This window comes from Pseudomonas sp. B21_DOA (assembly GCA_030544685.1).
In the GTDB taxonomy this organism is placed as follows: Bacteria; Pseudomonadota; Gammaproteobacteria; order Pseudomonadales; family Pseudomonadaceae; genus Aquipseudomonas; species Aquipseudomonas fluorescens_AO.
The window spans coordinates 1,568,975-1,589,319 of record CP086683.1 but is presented as its reverse complement, the minus strand read 5'-3'; the positions used below and the strand labels follow the sequence as shown (position 1 = coordinate 1,589,319).

At 59.7% G+C, this 20,345-nt stretch carries 11 protein-coding genes, 2 tRNA genes and 3 pseudogenes; 8 read left to right on the top strand and 8 right to left on the bottom strand.

Features of this window, described 5'->3' with window-relative positions; genetic code table 11:
- Positions 1-327: 327 nt before the first annotated feature.
- From LJU32_07325 to LJU32_07310, 4 genes are read left to right on the top strand one after another with little or no spacing between them, the layout of a single operon-like run.
- Positions 328-1,314 (top strand): hypothetical protein, encoded by a 987-nt coding sequence (locus tag LJU32_07325; GenBank protein ID WKV90065.1) that lies wholly within the window; start codon positions 328-330, stop codon positions 1,312-1,314.
- Positions 1,293-2,588, top strand: a complete 1,296-nt coding sequence (locus LJU32_07320; GenBank protein ID WKV90064.1) for a hypothetical protein — start codon at positions 1,293-1,295, stop codon at positions 2,586-2,588. Before LJU32_07325 ends, LJU32_07320 begins: the two co-directional genes overlap by 22 nt.
- The gene (locus tag LJU32_07315; protein WKV90063.1) at positions 2,585-2,845 is read left to right on the top strand and encodes a hypothetical protein; all 261 of its coding nucleotides are present in this window, start codon (positions 2,585-2,587) and stop codon (positions 2,843-2,845) included. Before LJU32_07320 ends, LJU32_07315 begins: the two co-directional genes overlap by 4 nt.
- A gap of 3 nt (positions 2,846-2,848) precedes the next feature.
- A complete protein-coding gene (locus LJU32_07310) occupies positions 2,849-7,489 on the top strand; it encodes a hypothetical protein (GenBank protein WKV90062.1) in 4,641 nt (1,546 codons plus the stop codon).
- Positions 7,490-7,528: 39 nt separating this feature from the next.
- Here LJU32_07310 and dnaB read toward each other — a convergent pair whose 3' ends face one another.
- The 7 genes and pseudogenes from dnaB to rnr all read right to left on the bottom strand — a co-directional run bounded on the left by dnaB (position 7,529) and on the right by rnr (position 14,765).
- A complete protein-coding gene (gene dnaB / locus LJU32_07305) occupies positions 7,529-8,926 on the bottom strand; it encodes a replicative DNA helicase (GenBank protein WKV90061.1) in 1,398 nt (465 codons plus the stop codon).
- 119 nt (positions 8,927-9,045) lie between these two features.
- Positions 9,046-9,492 (bottom strand): 50S ribosomal protein L9, encoded by a 447-nt coding sequence (rplI, locus tag LJU32_07300; protein WKV90060.1) that lies wholly within the window; start codon positions 9,490-9,492, stop codon positions 9,046-9,048.
- A gap of 18 nt (positions 9,493-9,510) precedes the next feature.
- Positions 9,511-10,404 (bottom strand): hypothetical protein, encoded by an 894-nt coding sequence (locus LJU32_07295; GenBank protein WKV90059.1) that lies wholly within the window; start codon positions 10,402-10,404, stop codon positions 9,511-9,513.
- 36 nt (positions 10,405-10,440) lie between these two features.
- On the bottom strand, positions 10,441-10,671 hold the full coding sequence (gene rpsR / locus LJU32_07290) for a 30S ribosomal protein S18 (protein WKV90058.1): 231 nt from the start codon (positions 10,669-10,671) through the stop codon (positions 10,441-10,443).
- A gap of 29 nt (positions 10,672-10,700) precedes the next feature.
- Entirely contained in the window at positions 10,701-11,123 is a 423-nt protein-coding gene (gene rpsF, locus LJU32_07285; GenBank protein ID WKV90057.1) for a 30S ribosomal protein S6, read from the bottom strand.
- A 245-nt stretch (positions 11,124-11,368) separates the two neighbouring features.
- The gene (gene rlmB, locus LJU32_07280) at positions 11,369-12,139 is read right to left on the bottom strand and encodes a 23S rRNA (guanosine(2251)-2'-O)-methyltransferase RlmB (GenBank protein WKV90056.1); all 771 of its coding nucleotides are present in this window, start codon (positions 12,137-12,139) and stop codon (positions 11,369-11,371) included.
- Positions 12,136-14,765, bottom strand: a pseudogene (gene rnr, locus LJU32_07275) (ribonuclease R). The gene rlmB and the pseudogene rnr overlap by 4 nt, the downstream one beginning before the upstream one ends.
- Positions 14,766-14,989: 224 nt before the next feature.
- Between rnr and LJU32_07270 the strand changes: the two are divergent.
- The 4 genes and pseudogenes from LJU32_07270 to LJU32_07255 all read left to right on the top strand — a co-directional run bounded on the left by LJU32_07270 (position 14,990) and on the right by LJU32_07255 (position 18,240).
- Positions 14,990-15,076, top strand: a tRNA-Leu gene (locus LJU32_07270).
- A 180-nt stretch (positions 15,077-15,256) separates the two neighbouring features.
- Positions 15,257-15,343, top strand: a tRNA-Leu gene (locus LJU32_07265).
- Positions 15,344-15,664: 321 nt separating this feature from the next.
- A pseudogene (locus tag LJU32_07260) lies at positions 15,665-16,676 on the top strand (extracellular solute-binding protein).
- Positions 16,676-18,240, top strand: a pseudogene (locus tag LJU32_07255) (iron ABC transporter permease). The pseudogenes LJU32_07260 and LJU32_07255 overlap by 1 nt, the downstream one beginning before the upstream one ends.
- 79 nt (positions 18,241-18,319) lie before the next feature.
- Here the strand turns inward: LJU32_07255 and LJU32_07250 are convergent.
- The gene (locus LJU32_07250) at positions 18,320-20,254 is read right to left on the bottom strand and encodes a methyl-accepting chemotaxis protein (protein WKV90055.1); all 1,935 of its coding nucleotides are present in this window, start codon (positions 20,252-20,254) and stop codon (positions 18,320-18,322) included.
- Positions 20,255-20,345 lie beyond the last annotated feature (91 nt).

Genomic DNA, 20,345 nt, shown 5'->3' with positions numbered 1-20,345 from the left:
TGCGAGCTGGTCTCGCGCAGCCAGCCCGCGACGCATCACGCGTTTTCGCTGAGCGTACGACGCACCAAAACGGCAAGGAAGCCGCCCGCCCGCAGCACTCCCTCGGGAGTAGCGGGGCATTCAACGTAAAGGAAGACAGGCAATGTCACCCAAACCGCCAATCAGAGGCATCACTACCGTCTCGATCCATAATCCGCGACCCGATTATTCGCTAACCCGGCCTGGTTTCCCCTGTCCTTCGATGGCGCGTCGGGGCTCAGGATTCCCACGCGCCTGACGACAACGATCGCAACAGCGATCGATCACGGGCTCAACCACATTATCTCCATGCCTGCGCGGCCTGCGGTCAGCACGGCGGCGGTTGCGGAATTTATTGCCTTTGTGCACGACCGCCCTTTGAAGGACTACTGGATCACATCGCCGGTCGTGCTGCCGGTGGCCGATGCCGAGGGCATTTCGACGCTCAACGGACGCCAGTATGTCCATGTACCGGAGGGTGGCACCGTGCAGGTGAATCTGGACTCGGCCAGCGGTTTCTACCGGGCAAAATTGCCCGGCGAATTGCATGCGTCGGGACCGCTGTTGCAGCTGGACGCCGACAGCCGTCTCTGGCAGCCCATCGACACCTCGGCGCCCTCCACCTATCCCTTGTCCACGACCCGGCTGGAGGCATTTCGAACCGATCTGGATTTCAGCACGGTCGAGCCGGACGGCGATGGCCTGTTGCGCTTCAACGGCAAACTCTATGTGCAGATCGAAAGCTGCGCCTATCAGGTTCTGCATGATCTCGACGCCTCGACACCGCACAGAGCGGTGATGCGCATCGTTCGCCCTGAAGATCCGATCGCCGCCGATGCGACAAACGTTTACGTCGCATCACGTTCCGGCAGGTCGGAAGCGATTACTTTCAATGCTCAATCCGGCTGGCGCGGGACCTCCTTGACAGGTGTAGCCGGAATGCCGAGAGGCGCAGCAGCGCGCCCCTCAGACTTATGGCAGCACCTGGAGGTGGCAGTCGCACTCGAGGGTATCAACAAGCGTATCAGGCAGGATCAGGATAAACGTGAACAGCTGATAAACGCCTGGCTGGAGGCGAGTAACGCGCAGGGAGAGCATGCGCAAACCGTTCGACGCGAAACAATTGCGCTGCTAGATCGCGAGATTCACTGCCACAAAGAACTGAAACACCTTGGAAAGGCGCTGAAATACTACGAGGAGCAAAAATCCTCGATCAAGCGCTTCATGAAGCAGGACGCTTACACAGAAAACATAATCAGGCTGCAAAAAAACAGATGCTCGCCTATCAGCAACTGATCGAATGCGGCTTGACGCGCCACGCCCTGGAGGGTCCGATGATCGACCTCGACCCGGAGCGGCTTCCGCGAACAGCCAACGTTCTGGGCAGGATGCTGAGTCATCTGAAAAAGCGCCAGCAAATCGCCGACAACCTGGTGGAAAAGTGGCGTGTCTCGGCAGAGGATTTCAGCGCCGATGTTCTTTCACCAATGGACACCCATAACGTTGTTGCCTCTTGGGTCCTGACCAAAAGTCTGATGCTGGATAACCCACAATCGGCCAGCAGCGCCCCTCTGGCATCAGAACTGGCAACCCGCTTTGGTCAGGCAACCTTTGTTTACGGAGCGCTTGGCGCAGTCCCCGAGGCTTCCCGCCCTGCCGTATTGAATAACCTGTTCCAGGAATGCACAGCCATCCGCCACTGGTTCGAACGTCTTGATCTGGCACCGGCGGAGCAGCACGCCATTTCACGCAGGGAGATCACTGCGGAAATCGAAATATTCGAGCAGACGCTGGTAGGCCGCTTGAACCAGCTTCTCCATCAGGCTGAACGTCCGGTGCTGACGTTCGACCAGCAGAACATTGATTTCGAATTCATTCCGGCCCAGGACAGAAGCGGTCACCAACCACCGCCCAAGCTCATCTTTCGGGCAAAGAAAAACGGCGTCTACAAACTCAATGTCGGCGAGTCTCGACGCACTGCGCAAAACGAAGAGGTCATTGAGGTCCGCAACCTCCACAATCCCAGGCAGCCGTCACAGACCTATGACCCAGGACGCGGTGAATGGCGTTCGCCGCGGACAACGTTGCACAGGAGCTTGCCCTCATTGGTTGCCGAAGCCGCTCGGCAGCTTGACCATGTCGACGCGCATGTACGCGCTGCCCTGCACGAAGAACGGCAAAAAAACCATCCGGACAACATTGTCGAGATGCTCGAAAGCAGCGCCGGAGCAATGGATGACACCGTATTGCAGTTGCAGCGAGCGGAGCTGGCCCATGATGAGACGGCCGCGCTGATTCGGCGCCTGCAGGACGCCAGTGAACGCCTGCGCAATGAGGGCGAAAATATCCGCCTGCGCATCTATAAGGACACGCATGTTCTGAACGTCGACCGACTGCTGTACCTGATCGACAAGGGTCACGTGAACGCCCGGAAAATCGAGAGCCGATTGAAACGTGGCAAAGGTTCGGATCGGCAATACCTCGACATCTATCTAGTCACCGATGCCCATAGCCACGATCCCCTCTGGCACGCACATTTTCATTATGCGAGGCAGGATTCCCGGACTTGAATTTCAACGTGCGCGGCGCGCATCTGAAAACCCTTGAACAAAGCAGCAGGGGTATTCAATCGCAGCGCAGGGAAGAACTGGCGCAGCGGCCGCATCAACCTGTCTGGCGCGAATATCTCGATGGACGCACAGCGCAGAAAATCTTCGACCTGGCCGCCGCCTCTGCTCACCCGAAGACACAGCCTCAGGCAATGACGCCGAACAGGCCGGCAGCTTCCGCTGAAGAAGCTGCCGTGCAACGACTACAAGGAATGTAAGACATGCCAAGCAAACCGCCGTCGAAAGTTACGCTTCCCGTTCAATCACATATTCGACCGGAAACATCTGTAGATACGCCCCCGCCACGCCTCAACCTGACGCCGCGCCCCGGCCTGGATCCGACCACGTTGAGCGGCCCGTCAATCCGCGCGAACAGGCCCACAGACGGTATCGATCCTGATGCAATCGCTCCTGCTCCCAACGTCACGGTGCAGGCGATTGCTTCAATGCCCGACGCCCTCGCTCATGTGGGCCACCCGCCAGAGCATTACCGGCTCAGTGCAACGATCGGCTTGCCCGATGCCGACGCTGAAGGCCTGATAACGTTCAAGGGTCGCCATTACGTGGAAATGGCCGATGGTGGCTTCGTGCAGGTGGGCAAGGATTCGCAGAGCGGCCTATGGCGCGCCAGGCTGGCGAGTGAATCGATCCCCTCCGGACCGCTGATGCTGCACGACTCCGAGAGTGGCCGATGGCATGCGCTGGAGTTCTCGCAACCAAGCACCTTCGCTTTATCGGGGGCGCGTCTGCAGGCGTTTCGCACGCCGCTCGACTTCAGCACCAGCTCACCCGACAGCGACGGGCTGCACCGCCATGACGGCAAGCTCTATGCAGTGATCGATAATCACGGCTATCAGGTCTTGCACGATCCCGATGCATCGACGCCTGTGGCCGAAGTGATGCGCATCGTCCGCCCGCAAGATCCTGTCGCCGCCGACATCGACAACATCTACAGCGCTACGCGCCCGGGCAGATCAGAGCCTGTGGTGTTCGATGCCGATCAGGGCTGGCAGGGCATCGTGGTCGGCGGGGCCGGCGGGATGCAGCGCGGCAGTGCCGACCAACCGGCTTCACCGGGGCTGCGCGAGCGGCTCAATGCCGCGGTCAACCGACTGCGCACGCCCCAGTCGCGATTGCGAAAACTGTACCCATCTCTGGACAGCGAGCAAATCCGCACGCTGTTGCGCACCCAGGGTGACGATGTACAAAGCTTTTTGACGCGCCTTGAGACTGAATACAAGACCTTGAAGCTGGAGCTCGCGGCCTGGCTGAAAACCAGTGCGCTGGCCGGTGGGGCGGCCCATCCCTCGGTGGAGCGCGCCGCGCAACAGATCAAGCGCTGCTGGAAACAGCAGACGGGAGCAACTCTGCAGCTGGATCTTGGCGGCGCTGGCATCGCTGCGCTCTCGGCAGATTTCAGCCATGTACGCGCGCTGCACTTGCAGGCGGTGGCATGGTCGGCGGGGTGCGAAACTTTTCTCAAGGGGTTCACAGCCCTTGAACGCTTGAAAATCAACGCTTCGGCGCTCGATACACCGCCGGCGAACCTCACGCAGATGCCCGGCCTCAAGGAGCTGGACCTGCGAGCGAACCGCATTGAACTGAGCGAGCAAACCGCCGCCGAGCTGGCTTCGCTCAGCCAACTGGAAAACCTTGATCTGTCGGACAACCCGCTGGGCAAGACCCCGGACTTCAGCGGCATGCTCCAGCTCAAGACCGTGAGTCTGCGCAACACCCGGCTGGATGAATGGCCAACCGGACTGCGAGATCAGCTAGCGATAGAGTCAATCGATCTGCGCAACAACCGATTGCGCGAAATTCCGCAGGCAATCATCAACCCGGTGAGTGATCAGTTGCTCGCCATCGCCAACATCAACCGCGTCACCCTGATCGAAGGCAATCCCTTCGCCAGCGGTTATTGGCGGCGACTGGAAGTCTATTGGCAGCGGGTTACGGCCGAATACCCGGCCCTGAACACCAGCGCACGCACGGATGCATTCCGGATTGATGGCGACATTCCAGAAGTCGCCATGCTGCTGCAGATGTATCCAGAGAAAACCCCGCAAACTGCCCGGGAATACCTGATCGGCCTGGGGGATGGTGCAGAAGCCACGATCAGCCGGCGTTTCGAGGAGTTCAAGGTGCTCGACGCACAGCTGCAGGCATACGTTGCCGACAGCACGTTGGCAGCATCCAGCGCCGCCGGCCCGGAAAGAAATCGGGCAGAACACATTGCCCGGACTATCAAGGACTGCTGGCTCCAGGAATCGACGTCTCTCATACTGCCAGCAGTGAACGGACCACTCCCGCCACTGACTGCCGACTTCAGTCGGCTGAAAATGCTCACCCTCAATAACGTCGTCTGGTCCGACACTGCCGACACGTTCCTGTCGGGCTTGCCTGATCTGGACATCCTGACGATCACCCACTCCGGCCTGAAAAAATTGCCCGCAGCCATCAGCGGAATGAGCCGGCTCGCCCACCTCAATCTGACTTCAAACCAGATAAAACTCGATGAGCACAGCGCTGGTGCATTGAGTGCATTGCATCAGCTGGTTACCGTCAAGCTGTCTGACAACCCACTGCAGATACCGCCCGATTTCAGCGCGATGTCCGGGCTGCAGACACTGGAGCTGAGGAACACCGGAATCAGCCAGTGGCCCCTCGGGCTGGCTGACAAGACCACCTTGACCGGCGTCGACCTCAGCAACAATAAACTGCGCAACGTCCCCGACGCGCATATCAACCCGCCTGCCGATCAATTGGCCGTGGTCGCGCGGATCAACAACCGCACGCTGATTGAGGGCAACAGTTTTCCTTCGCCTTACTGGAGAAAGTTCGATGGCTACTGGCGAAGACTCAATGAACTGCATCCCGAGTTGATGTCCCCAGCCCACCCCGCCGTATTCGATAGTGACAACTCGCGAGCACAACGCTACAGAAGACTGTTTCCGGGCAAAAGCATCAAGGCCTGCCGGGATTTTATCTGGAGCCATGACAAGGGCACTGTCGCGCCCAGGCTATTGGCGCTCGAACAGGATTTCGCCGTGCTGAAAAACCAATTGGATGACTGGGTATTTTCCGGAGGCAGCAATCGCCTGCGCTATATCCGCGTCAATCAGTTGCAGACCAACACTCAAACCCGCAACGAGCGCATCGAGGCACGGGACCGGATCATCAGTTGCTGGCGACGTGAAACGCCGGAGCAACACGCCTTCGACGGCACGCCGATAGGTCTTGAACTGGACTTGAGTGGTCTGACGCTGCCAACCCTGCCGGATCTGAGCAGCGACTTCAGCCATGTCGGCTCACTCAGACTCAACAACATGAATCTCACCGAATCCCCGGAAGGTTTCCTGACCCGCTTCCGGCATTTGCGCTGGCTGAACATGGCGAACAATCGACTCAGGGATCTGCCCCCGGCGATCGGCGAAATGCACGGCATGACGCGATTGTTCCTGCAGGGTAATCAACTGGAACTCACCGCCGAGACCGCGCAGATACTGGCCGGGAGAACCACGCTGAGGGCCTTGTGGATTCACGACAATCCGCACTTGAGCGTGAGCCCGGACTTCAGCGCGATCACCGATATGCGCGAGGTCGACATGTCAAACACGGGCATCGAAAGCTGGCCAACCGGACTGTACGATCAGCCCCTGCTGGGCAAGATCCATCTGAACAACAACCGGATCACGAGCCTGCCCGACTTTGTCGTCGCACCGTCGGCGGATCGCCTGACGCATTCGATTCAGGTCAACAGCGGCACTCAGATAAGCGGTAATCCCCTCAGCGCATACACACGAGAACGCCTGGCCGGCTACGGTGAATGGCTGAACCGCTCCTTCGTATCGCTCTACAATCCATTGAACCTGCTGACGACTTCAGTTCCGGCAGCCCGCCCGCAACCGATAGTAATGAGAGCTGATCCGGTCTATCCGCAGTTGACCGTCGGCATGCCGGCAAACGAGGTGATGATTCGCACCGAGCAGTTGAACAGGCTTAAAGCACAGGAGGGCTCAGATGGCTTTTTCAACATCATTTCCACGCTCGCCCACCATGCCGATTTCCGCCGACAGGTCTGGGACGTGGTTGATGCGATCAGCGAGGACAGCGTGCATACACGCGCTCTGCGCAGAGACGTTTTTGATCGCGCCTGCGAGGCTGGCTGCACTGACCTTGCCGCCGCCACGTTTACAGACATGCAAATACTGACCATGACGCACAAGGCGCGAATGCAGGCGAGGCAAGACGGCGATGGCACTCGATTGGCGGAACTGTCCAGAAGCCTCTTCAGGCTCCGACAGGTCGATGACCTGGCCGCAGCCGAGATCGCTGCCAGCAGGGCAATGGTCGACGGTCCGCAAACTTCAGCGAGCAAGCGCAATATCCATCACCTGCGCTTGCGCGACCCGCATGAGATGACGATGGCCTACCGCTTTGGGCTCAAGGATCGGCTGCAGTTACCGTTTCAGCCGCAGACACTGTCCTTTATCGGCATGGCCGGCGTCACATCGCCCATGCTGGATGTGGCCTACCGAAAGGTCATCGCCTTCAACGACTCCCCTGAAGAGTTTCAGGCTCTGGTATCGATGGATTTCTGGCAGGACTTCATCACGCACAAGTACTCGTCCCGATTCGACGCCGCACGTCAGCCGTACCAACAGAAACAGGCCGCACTTGACGCACAGTTCGCGACAAAGGTACTGACGCAAATCGAATATGAGGCGCAAACCAATGACGTCACTGCGCAGCTGGCCATCAGCGAAGCGACGCTGATCCAGGCATTGACCCGTGAGGAAGTTCGCCGCGGCGATGCGGTCGAAAAGCACGCCAGCAGCGAGACGGCAGTTTTGACCGATTGAAGCAGGCCACGACAGCAGGCCGGATGATCCGGTCTGCTGTTACTCGTCGTCGTCGAAGTTGTAACTGCCCGGCGCGAGGTTTTCGAAGCGCGTGTACTTGCCGATGAACGCCAGCCGAATAAAACCGATCGGGCCGTTACGCTGCTTGCCGATGATGATTTCGGCGATGCCCTTGTGCTCGGTTTCCGGGTGATACACCTCGTCGCGGTAAACGAACATGATCACGTCGGCGTCCTGCTCGATCGCTCCGGATTCACGCAAGTCGGAGTTCACCGGGCGTTTGTTCGGGCGCTGTTCGAGGGAACGGTTGAGCTGCGACAAGGCGACTACTGGGCAGTTGAATTCCTTGGCCAGGGCTTTCAGGGATCGCGAGATCTCGGAAATCTCGTTGGTACGGTTGTCACCGCTGGATCCGGGAATCTGCATCAGTTGCAGGTAGTCGATCATGATCAGGCCGACATCGCCGTGCTCACGCACCAGACGCCGGGTGCGCGCGCGCATCTCCGAAGGGCTGATACCGGCGGTGTCATCGATGAACAGTTTGCGATCATTGAGCAGGTTGACCGCCGATGTCAGGCGCGGCCAGTCGTCGTCTTCGAGTTGGCCGGAACGCACTTTGGTCTGATCGATCCGGCCGAGCGAAGACAGCATACGCATGATCAGCGATTCGCCTGGCATCTCGAGCGAGTAAACCAGAACAGCCTTCTCGCTACGCAGCACGGCGTTTTCCACCAGGTTCATCGCGAAGGTGGTTTTACCCATCGACGGACGGCCGGCGACGATAATCAGGTCGGACGGCTGCAAGCCGCTGGTCTTCTCATCGAGGTCGGTGTAACCCGTAGAAAGGCCGGTGATCGCGTCGGCGGTGTTGAACAACGTGTCGATGCGGTCGATGGCCTTGGTCAGCAGCTCATTGACACCGACCGGGCCGCCGGTCTTGGGCCGCGCTTCGGCGATCTGGAAGATCTGCCGTTCGGCTTCGTCGAGGATTTCTTCAGCGGTACGGCCTTCGGGGTTGAAGGCGCTGTCGGCAATCTCGGTGCTGATGCCGATCAATTGGCGCAACGTCGCACGCTGGCGGACGATCTGCGCATAGGCCTTGATGTTGGCGACGGAAGGCGTGTTTTTCGCCAGTTCGCCAAGATAGCCGAGGCCGCCGACTTGCGACGTCTGGCCTTCCTTGTCCAATTGCTCGGCAAGGGTAACGACGTCGATCGGCGAGTTCTGATCGGCCAGTTTGGCGATCGCACGGAAGATCAGACGGTGGTCATGTCGATAGAAATCGCCATCGGAGACTTGATCGAGCACGCGTTCCCAGGCGTTGTTGTCCAGCATCAGACCACCGAGTACAGCCTGTTCAGCCTCGATGGAATGCGGCGGCACCTTCAGGGCAGCGGTTTGCAGATCGTATTGCTCGGGAGCGGAGATATCGTTCATGGCCACTTGAGTATTAGTGAAAAGCAGGGAATTCAGAAAGACAAAGGGCACGACCTGTAAACAGGATCGTGCCCGATGTTAACCGCCTGACGGACAAGCCGCCAGCCGATCCGTGTTGCTTAAGCTGCTACCACGACAACGCGTACGGTGGCTTCAACTTCGGCGTGCAGGTGCACGGCCACGTCGAATTCACCCACGTTGCGGATGGTGCCGTTCGGCAGACGAACTTCGCTCTTCTGCACTTCAACGCCGGAGGCGGTCAGTGCGTCAGCGATGTCGTGAGTACCGATCGAACCGAACAGCTTGCCTTCGTCGCCAGCGGTGGCAGTGATGGTCACTTCCAGCTCGGCCAGTTGGGCAGCACGGCTTTCAGCCGATGCCTTACGGTCTGCGGCGGCTTTTTCCAGCTCGGCGCGACGCTCTTCGAACGCAGCCAGGTTGGCAGCGGTCGCAGCGGTAGCCTTGCCGAAAGGCAGCAGGTAGTTACGGCCGTAACCGGCCTTAACGTTTACTTTGTCGCCCAGGTTGCCCAGGTTGGCGATTTTTTCCAGAAGGATCAGTTGCATGTGAAAATCCTCTAACTTTTAACCTTCACCGTTCGCGCTGTCGGTGTCTTTCGACACGTGACGACCGCGAAAATCAATCAGGCTGTCGACAATGGCCAGAACCACGAGCAACGGATAGATCAGCTGCATGAACAACAGCAGCGTGACGTACAACCCCACCAGCCAGAAACCGGCCAGTCGCTTCTGCCCGACCAGCCCGTGAATCAGGGCCAGCCCGGCGAACACCAGCGGTACACTGCACAACGGCGTCAACATGGCCATCTGTGCACCGAGATTCGGGCCCAGAAGCATCAACGCCAGCAGTAACATCGCCGGCCCCAGCGGGATGCGGATGGCGCGAAACTCGCGACCGAAACCACCCGGGTTGTACAACAACGCCTGCCAATGCCGCCCGACAATCAGGCTCAGCACGCTGACGATCTGCAACAAGGCCGCAATCAGTCCGGTCAGGACCGGTGCAATCAGGGACGCGAAACGCGCTTGCTCATCAACCGACAATTGCTTGTAGGTCTCACCAAGAAGCGCCGGCATGACCTTTATGAGGGCCTGCGCGAGCATCTCGATCTGGGCCGCAAACGCGACCCCGAGCACCACTGAAAACACCACTCCGATCACTACGCTGACCAGCAGCGTGCGGACCCAGGATTCGCTTGCGCGCAAAACCAACGCAAGCACCGCAGAGCCCAGCAGCACCAGAAGTGCCCGTGGGTCGTCGGCATACAGCCACCAGATCAATGCCGGCAGCAGTCCCAGTGACAGAACGCCGAGGGCGTCCGTCAATCCGCGCCGCAGCAGCACAAGGCTCCCGGCGGCAGCACCCAACCAATACAACAACGGCAATGTTGCACATCCGGCCACCACGAGAGTGGCCTGCATTCGGCCTCGCATGATGAACTCAGCTAAGGCGCGCATGCATTCAATCCTTTGCTACTTGTCGACTGCCCGGTCTCAGCGGCCGTGGCTGTCGGTGTAGGCCAGCAGGGCCAGGAAGCGGGCGCGCTTGATAGCGGTGGCCAGCTGACGCTGATAACGAGCTTTGGTACCGGTGATGCGGCTTGGAACGATTTTGCCGGTCTCGGATACGTAGGCTTTCAGAGTGTTGAGATCTTTGTAATCGATCTCTTTCACGTCTTCAGCGGTGAAGCGGCAGAATTTACGACGACGGAAGAAACGTGCCATTTGATAGGCTCCTTAATAAGGTCCGTGGATTACTCGTCAGCGTTATCGCTGTTGTCGCTGTCATCACTGTCGGTGCCTTCGGCGCCTTCGTGCTCAGGACGGTCGCGACGCTCACGGCGCTCACTGCGGTTTTCTTCAGCCTTGAGCATCTCGGACTGGCCGGTAACGGCTTCGTCGCGACGGATGACCAGGTTACGGATCACTGCATCGTTGTAGCGGAAGTTGTCTTCCAGCTCGGCCAGGGCCTTGCCAGTGCATTCAACGTTCAGCATCACGTAGTGAGCCTTGTGAACATTGTTGATTGCGTAGGCCAGTTGACGACGGCCCCAGTCTTCCAGACGGTGGATTTTGCCGCCGTCTTCTTCGATCAGCTTGGTGTAACGCTCAACCATGCCGCCGACTTGCTCGCTCTGATCCGGGTGGACCAGAAAGATGATTTCGTAATGACGCATGAATGCTCCTTACGGGTTGTAGCCTGCCGCTCAAAAACGGTCAGACAAGGAGTGAATGACACTTATGGACTTGCTGGCGCGGGGCACATGCGTGCCTGCCGTCACAGCAAGGGGCGCAATTGTAGAGAAGGGACTGCGGGGGCGCAAGGCAATTGGTGATTATTTGAACAGCAGCTATGAGCTACAAGCCTCAAGCTGCAAGCGGACCGCTTTTGACTTGAGGCTTGCAGCTTGCAGCTTGCAGCTTATAGCTTGCGCGAAGCGCTGGCCTTGGCCTTCGCACCGCGCTGGCGCTGGGCTTCGAACAGGCACACGCCAGTGGCGACCGACACGTTGAGGCTACTGACGCTGCCGGCCATCGGCAGATTCACCAGATAGTCGCAATGCTCGCGGGTCAGGCGGCGCATGCCTTTGCCTTCGGCGCCCATGATCAGGATGGTCGGGCCGGTGAGGTCCTGGTCATAAATGCTGACCTCGGCTTCACCTGCGGTGCCGACTACCCACAAACCGCGTTGCTGGAGTTTTTCCAACGTGCGCGCCAGGTTGGTCACGGCCACCAGCGGAATCACTTCCGCGGCGCCGCAGGCGACTTTACGCACCACCGGAGTCAGCGTGGCCGACTTGTCCTTCGGCACGATCACCGCCAGCGCACCGGCCGCATCGGCCGAGCGCAGGCAGGCGCCGAGGTTGTGCGGATCGGTCACACCGTCGAGCACCAGCAACAGCGGCGCGCCTTCGGTGCGATCAAGCAACTCGTCGAGCATGGCCTCGCCCCAGACCTGACTCGGGCTGACTTCCGCGACCACGCCCTGGTGCACGCCTTCAACCCAGGCGTCCATTTCGCGTCGCTCGGCCTGGCCGACCTGAACACGGTTTTCATTGGCCAGCTCGACCAGCGTCTGCACGCGCGGATCGTTGCGGCTTTCCGCCAGCCAGATCTGCTTGACGCGCTTGGGGTGGTGACGCAGCAACGCTTCTACCGCGTGAACGCCGTAGATTTTTTCCAACTGACTCATGACTTCGCCTTCGGTTTACGCGCCCCACCACTTTTGGCTGGAGCGGAACCCGCTTTTGGCGAGCCCTTACGGTGTTTGCTCGGCTTGGCTGGCTTGCCGTCGGTCGCCCTGTCAGGCGCCGACCGTCCGGTCTTTCCCCGGACGCCGCTTTACCACCGTTTTTCGCATCGGCCAGCAGGGCCTTCTTCAATTCACGGCTTTTGCGCAGCTCGGCGTTTTTCGCCACGGCGTCGCTCGGGCGATAGGCTTCGGCGACCTTTTCCTTGGCCGGACGACGGCTGGCGGTTTTCGCTGGAGCCTTTTCTTGCGCAGCCTTGGCAGCAGGCGCAGCGGTTTCGGTGCCACGTTTCTTGCGACCAATCGGCGCGCTGATGGTTTTCTCAGCCATCTCGAAGTCGATCTTGCGCTCATCGAGGTCGACGCGCATGACCCGCACTTCAACGGTGTCGCCAAGACGGAAACTGCGACCGGTGCGCTCGCCCGCCAAGCGGTGATGCACAGGATCGAAGTGGTAGTAATCGCCCGGCAATGCGGTGACGTGCACCAGGCCTTCGACGTAGATATCGGTCAGCTCGATGAACAGACCAAAACCGGTCACTGCGGTGATCACGCCCGGGAACGACTCGCCAACGCGATCCTTCATGAACTCGCACTTGAGCCAGTTCACCACGTCGCGGGTCGCCTCGTCGGCACGGCGCTCGCTCATCGAGCACTGCTCGCCAAGCTGCTCCAGCGCCGCTTCGTCGTACGGATAGATACGCGCTTTCGGAATGGTCATCGCCCCGGCACGACGAACGTGCGGGGTGTCCTGTTTCGAATGGATCACGCTGCGGATCGCGCGGTGCGTTAGCAGGTCCGGATAACGACGGATCGGCGAAGTGAAGTGGGTGTAGGCTTCGTAATTCAGGCCGAAGTGGCCATCGTTTTCAGCGCTGTACACCGCTTGGCTCAACGAACGCAGCATCACAGTCTGGATCAGGTGGAAATCCGGACGATCCTTGATGCTCGCGAGCAAAGCCTGATAATCCTTCGGCGACGGACCGTCCTTGCCTTTGTGCAGGGACAGGCCGAGCTCACCGAGGAACGCGCGCAGTTTTTCCAGACGCTCCGGCGGCGGACCGGCGTGAACGCGATACAGCGCAGGAATTTCGTGCTTCTTGAGGAATTCGGCAGTGGCCACGTTGGCGGCCAGCATGCACTCCTCGATCAGCTTGTGCGCATCGTTGCGCACGGTCGGACGGATTTCGGCAATCTTGCGCTCGGAGCCGAAGATGATCCGGGTTTCCTGGGTTTCAAAATCGATCGCGCCACGTACGTGACGGGCGGCCAGCAACACCTTGTACAACGCGTAGAGCTGTTTGAGGTGCGGCACGACGTCGGTGTACTCACCGCGCAGTTTGCGTGCTTCGGTAGCCTTCGGCGTTTCCAGCATCGCGCTGACCTTGTTATAGGTCAGACGAGCGTGGGAATGGATCACCGCCTCATAGAAGCAGTAGTCGGTCATTTCGCCGGACTTGGAGATGGTCATCTCGCAAACCATGGCCAGACGGTCGACTTGCGGGTTCAGCGAGCACAGACCGTTGGACAGTTGCTCTGGCAGCATCGGAATCACGCGCTCGGGGAAGTACACCGAGTTGCCGCGAACCTGAGCTTCGTTATCCAGCGCCGAGCCGATCTTCACGTAACTGGAAACGTCGGCAATCGCCACGTACAACTTCCAGCCACCGGAGAACAGACGCAACTTGCCCGGTTTGGCTTCGCAATAAACAGCATCGTCGAAGTCGCGAGCATCTTCGCCGTCGATGGTGACGAACGGCAGATGGCGCAAGTCGATGCGCTTCTCTTTGTCTTTTTCTTCAACTTCCGGCTTGAGCTTGGCGGCTTCTTTCACAACCGCTTCAGGCCAGACGTGCGGAATGTCGTAAGTGCGCAGGGCAACATCGATTTCCATGCCCGGCGCCATGTAGTTGCCGACCACTTCGACCACATCGCCTTGCGGCTGGAAGCGCGGCGTTGGCCAGTGAGTGATTTTCACCTCGACGAACTGACCGATCTGCGCATTGGCGTTACGGCCCGGAGTGACCAGCACTTCCTGCTGGATCTTCGGATTGTCGGCAACGACGAAACCGATGCCGCCTTCTTCGAAGTAGCGGCCGACGATGGTTTCGTGAGCGCGGGACACCACTTCGACGATCACGCCTTCACGGCGACCACGACGGTCGAGACCGGAAACCCGGGCCAGCGCACGGTCACCATCGAACACCAGACGCATTTGCGCCGGGCTCATGAACAGGTCGTCGCTGCCGTCGTCCGGCACCAGGAAGCCGAAGCCGTCGCGGTGACCGCTGATGCGGCCGAGGATCAGGTCGAGCTTGTCTACCGGCGCGTAAGTACCACGGCGGGTATAGATCAATTGAGCGTCGCGCTCCATGGCGCGCAAGCGGCGGCGCAGGGCCTCGATCTGGTCTTCTGTGGTCAGACCAAACTCTTCGACCAGTTGCTCGCGGGCAGCAGGCGAACCCCGATCGGCGAGGTGCGCCAGGATCAGTTCGCGGCTGGGAATAGGGTTTTCGTATTTTTCCGCTTCACGAGCGGCCTCGGGATCGAGGGATTGCCAATCGGCCATTAGAGAGTTTTCACCTTGTCTATATGCGGGTTAGTTTGGCATAGGCGCCGGGAAACGGGAAATTTCCGCTTCTATAAGGCTTTGCAAGGCCCTGTATCGACGCTCCGATACCGTTTTGAACGCCGCTGGTAAAAAATTCAGTTTTTTCTACAGCAGGGGTTTACAGTTAAAAAAGCGCTCCGTATAGTGCGCGCCATCGACGACGCACAAGCGCTTTCGATGATGCCCAGGTGGTGAAATTGGTAGACACGCCAGCTTCAGGTGCTGGTGACCTTACGGTCGTGGAAGTTCGAGTCTTCTCCTGGGCACCAATTTCGAGTTTGAGACTAGATCAGTTTCAAGACTCACACAAAACCCGCGAAAGCGGGTTTTTTGCATTTGCGGGAAAGCTTTTGTTCGCACTGATTTATTAAAACCAAATCAGGGGTTTACAGATCAAAAAGGCCTCCGTATAGTGCGCCACATCAACAGCGGCAACGCTTGCGATGATTGCCCAGATGGTGAAATTGGTAGACACGCCAGCTTCAGGTGCTGGTGACCTTACGGTCGTGGAAGTTCGAGTCTTCTTCTGGGCACCAATTCAAATTCAAGGTTCAGGCCTTGGATTTCACAAAAACCCGCGAAAGCGGGTTTTTGCGTTTCTGGCTTCCTGAATTCCCGCAGGTCTTGCAGGAGCTTGCAGGAGCTCGCAGGAGCTGACGAGTGCAACGAGGCTGCGATCTCTTGATCTTGCTTTTGCCCTTCTCGACTAAACGCAAGATCAAAAGATCGTCCGAACGCGGCCCGAGCCTTCGGTAGCTCCAACACAATCGCCAGTCGCCCCACAAGGCGCACTTGAGAAACAATATCGTTTATCATTGTTGCAAGTTTTTGCAATGCGACAGTGAGGAACCCTGCGAATGACGTTTCGAAATACCCTGCGCCGAGGCCTGACCTTCACCCTCCTCGGCCTGGCGCTCGCCACTCCCCTCACCCAGGCTGCCGATGCGGTTTCCCTGACTCTCTACAACGGCCAGCACAAGGAAGTCGGCGACGCGATTGCCAAGGCTTTTGAAGCCAAGACCGGCATCCACGTCAACGTGCGCAAAGGCAGCAGCAACCAGCTCGCCAGCCAGATTATCGAAGAAGGCGATCGCTCCCCCGCCGATGTGATCTACACCGAAGAGTCGCCGCCGCTGAACAACCTCGGCGAACAGGGGCTGCTGGCCAAGGCCGATGACGCGACACTGGCGGTTCTGCCAGAAAAGTATGTCGCCGCCAACGGCACTTGGATCGGCGTTACCGCCCGCGTACGCGTGGTCGCGTTCAACCCGAAACTGATCGACGAAAAAGACCTGCCGAAATCGGTGATGGAATTCTCCGAGCCGCAATGGCAAGGCAAGGTCGGTTTCGTGCCGACCAGTGGCGCCTTCCAGGAACAGGCCGTAGCGATCATCAAACTGCACGGTCGTGACGCTGCCGAAGAGTGGCTGACCGGTTTGCGCGCGTTCGGCAAAACCTACAGCAACAACATGGTCGCGCTCAAAGCCGTGGAAGAACGGCGAAGTCGCTACCGTGCTGGTGAACAATTACTACTGGTTCGCCCTGCAACGCGAAAAAGGCAAGCTCGACTCCAAGCTGCATTATTTCACCGGGGGCGACGCTGGCGGCCTGATCACCGTGTCTAGCGCTGCCGTGCTGAAATCCAGCAAACATCCAAAAGAAGCCCAGCAATTCCTCGCCTTCATGGCCAGCGAAGAAGGTCAGCGCGTGATCACCCAGACCACCGCCGAGTACCCGCTGCACAAAGGCATGGAATCGGATCGCGGCCTCAAGCCGTTCAGCGAACTGGAAGCGCCGAATGTCACTCCGGCGGATCTGGGCAATGCTGAAGAAGCGCTGGAGCTGGAACGCGAAGTTGGCCTGAACTGATGACAGCATCGTTATCGGCCCCCGCCGCGCGCGGGGTTACGTACCAAGACGCAGACGCCCGTCGATCTGGCTGGTGCTGCCGGTATTGCTACTGGTGGTACTCAGCCTGTTGCCACTGGCCTACGTCGGGGCGAAAGCCTGGCAGGCCGGCTGGGCCGAGGCGCTGCACCTGTTGTGGCGCCCGTATGTGTTTGGCCTGTTGCGCAACACTTTGGCACTGATGGTCGGCGTGACGGTCACCTGTGGCGTGATCGGCCTGTCACTGGCGTGGTTGCTGGAACGCAGCAATCTGCCGGGGCGGCGCCTGTGGGGCGTGATCCTGTGCCTGCCGTTTGCGGTGCCGGCGTTTGTCAGCAGCTTCACCTGGGTCTCGCTCAGCGCGCAATTCGAAGGACTCGGCGGGGCGATTCTGGTGATGAGCCTGTCGAAATATCCGCTGATCTTTCTGCCGGTTGCCGCCACCCTGCGCAATCTCGATCCCTCCCTCGAAGAATCCGCCCGCACGTTGGGACAGAATCGCTGGGGCGTGTTTTTCCGCGTCACCCTGCCGCTGCTGTGGCCATCGCTGCTGGCCAGTTCGCTGCTGATTGCCCTGCACATGCTGGTGGAATTCGGCGCGCTGTCGATCATTGGCCTGCAGACCTTCACCACGGCGATCTACCAGCAATTCGAACTGGAATTCAGCAATGCCAACGCCGCGATGCTTTCGGCGGTGTTGCTGGCGCTGTGTCTGCTGCTGTTGTGGCTGGAGCTGCGCGTGCGTGGCAAGGGCCGGCATGTGCGCACCGGCCAGGGCGCGGCGCGGCAAGCTGAACAAGTGCAGCTTGGGCCATGGGCGGCGGCAGGTCAGTTGTATTGCCTGTTGCTGGCGATTATCGGCAGCGGCATTCCGTTGGGGATGTTGGCCTACTGGCTGGCGGTCGGCTCATCGGCGGCGTTCCCGGTAGCGGCAATCAGCGAGGCACTGCTGTCATCGCTGGCATTGTCGTTGGGCGGCGCGGCGTTGTGTCTGGTTTTGGCAGTGCCGGTCGGGCTACTGGTGGTGCGCTATAAGGGCCAGTTGGCAATCTGGGCCGAACGCTTGCCTTATCTGCTGCACGCACTGCCGGGGCTGGTGATTGCGCTGACGCTGGTGTATTTCGCCCTGCACTACGTGCCGGTGCTGTATCAGACGTCGGGCTTGCTGCTGATCGCTTATGCGCTGCTGTTTCTGCCACTGGCGCAAGCGCCGATCCGTACCGCGCTGAACAAGGCTGCGCCGCAGCTGGAAGAAGCGGCGCGGACCTTGGGCGCATCGTCGTTCACGGCGTTTTGCCGGGTGACCTTGCCGATCATTTTCCCGGCATTGGGCGCGGCTTTTGCGCTGGTGTTTCTTGATGCGATGAAGGAATTGACGGCGACGTTGCTGCTCAGCCCAACCGGACTGAACACGCTGGCGACCGAGGTCTGGGCGCACACGGCGAATGTCGAGTTTGCCGCAGCGGCGCCTTATGCGGCGTTGTTGATTGTGGTCTCCGGGTTGCCGGTTTATCTGCTGACGACGCGGATGTATCTGAGCCGCTAAAGAGCGCAGCCTTCGGCAGCTCCCACATCGGAATTTGCGTTTCCCTGTAGGCGCTGCCGCAGGCTGCGATCATTTGATCTTAAGCGCGGAATTGTCCCAGGCTAGCCTTCAATTGCGCCGCCAGACCATCCAGCACCTTGCCACTGGCCGTGGTCTCCACCACTGCCTGCGCCGCTTTCTCGGCCTGTGCATGAATCGTCTCGACGCGCCCACGCACTGCCTGTGCGCCCTGCGCCTGATGCGCTGCTGCTTGCGTCGCCAGACCGATCGCCGCATGCACCTGCTCAACCGAAGCCTGCACCGACTGTTGCAACCGCGCGCTGTCGCGCAACACCAGCAAACCTTCGCTGGCCTGCCGTCCGGCCTGGCCGATCGCCTCGACCGCCTCACGCGCGCCCTGCTGCAGCGCAACAATGTGCGCCTGAATATCACCGGTGGAGCTTTGCGTCTTGCTCGCCAGCGCACGCACTTCGTCCGCGACCACGGCGAATCCCCGACCGGTCTCACCAGCGCGCGCCGCCTCGATCGCTGCGTTCAACGCCAGCAGATTGGTCTGCTCGGCGATACCGTGAATCACCGTCAGCACCACCTCAATCTGTTCGCTCTGCTGCGCCAGGCGCTCGATGACTTTCGCCCCGGTATCGACTTGCCCCGCCAGCGCTTCGATCAGGCCGCCGACCTTCGCCGAGGTTCGGGTGTTTTCATCGGTGGCCTGGCGGATTTCCACGACTTGTTTGAGTGCCGCTTGCATGGCATGACTTTCCGATTGCGCTTCGTCAGCCATCTGCGAGAGCGCACGCAGGCTTTCTGCGACCTCATCACGCTGCATCCCGGCGGCCGCATCGGCGCCGGCATTGCGCAAAGTCATCGCGCCAATTTCCACGCCAGTGCGCTGAGCGACATCGCCCGCCTCGCGTACGATCGGCTGCAACTTGTCGACGAAGCGATTGACCGCTGAGGCCATATCGCCGATCTCATCCTTGCTGTTGATCTGCACACGCTTGGTCAAATCGCCCTCGCCTGCCGCCAGATCATCCATTGCCGCGTTGAGCATTTTCAGGCGATTGACCACCCGATGACCAAGCACCACGGCCAGCAACAGCAGCACGCCGCAACCGACCAGTGCCAGGCCGAGGCCGATACGCCAGCGCAGTGTCGCGGCAGCGTCTTGAACGGTTTGTGCGGTGTTGGCTTTCATTTCGCCAGCGGTGCCCTGCGCCGATTGCAGGCGCGCCTGCATTGCCTTGGCGCTGTCCGCCGCTGCGCCTTTGAGGCTGTCGCCGACCAATTGATCGCTGCTGGCAATCAGCGCGAGGAAGCGCTTGTCGAGCTCGGCCAGATCGGTTTCCACCGAGGCCGTGGAAACGCCCATCAGCACTTTGCCGATTTCCACGCCGTTGGGATTGATCGAGGCTTCGAGGTAGTAGACCGAAGGATCGTTCTTTGCCGCATCCAGTACTTTATCCAGCGCACGCTCGCCCTGACCTTTTTCCAGCAAGGCCTTGTTGATCGGGTTTTCACGGTTGAGATAACGGGTCAGATGCTGGCCGGTGGCGTCGTCATACACCACGAACAGCACATTGGGGTTGCGCTGGGCGCGACGAGCGAACTCCGAGAGCGTCGGCACGTCGCTGTCCCACATGGCACGCGGCGCTACCGAGGCGAGCAACTGGGCCATGTCGTTGGCCGAATCCTTGAGATCCTTTTCCAGCGTTGCGCGCAGTTGCGCCTGCTCTTCTTTGAGGCGTGCGGACAAGCCAGCCGTGAGGCGCTGACGAGTACTGGCTGACAACGCATCAAGACTCGAAGTGACTTCACGCCCGGCCTGCTCCAGCTCACCGGATAGCTTCTGGCTGTCGGCACCCAGGCGCACGGCCAGATCGGCTTCCAGCGCGGTTACCGTGCTCCGCGTCAGGGCAACCGCCACCAACACCTGCACCAAAAGGGCGATACCAAGGGTAACGAACACCGGCCGCAACAGACGGCTTTGTAACAGTGAGAGAACGGCTGACACTTTAAATCCCTCTACTTCTGACGCCATTAATTTGATGGCACTCTTGTAGACAGATTCACAGCAAAGGTCATGCCGTCCAACAGGCATAAAC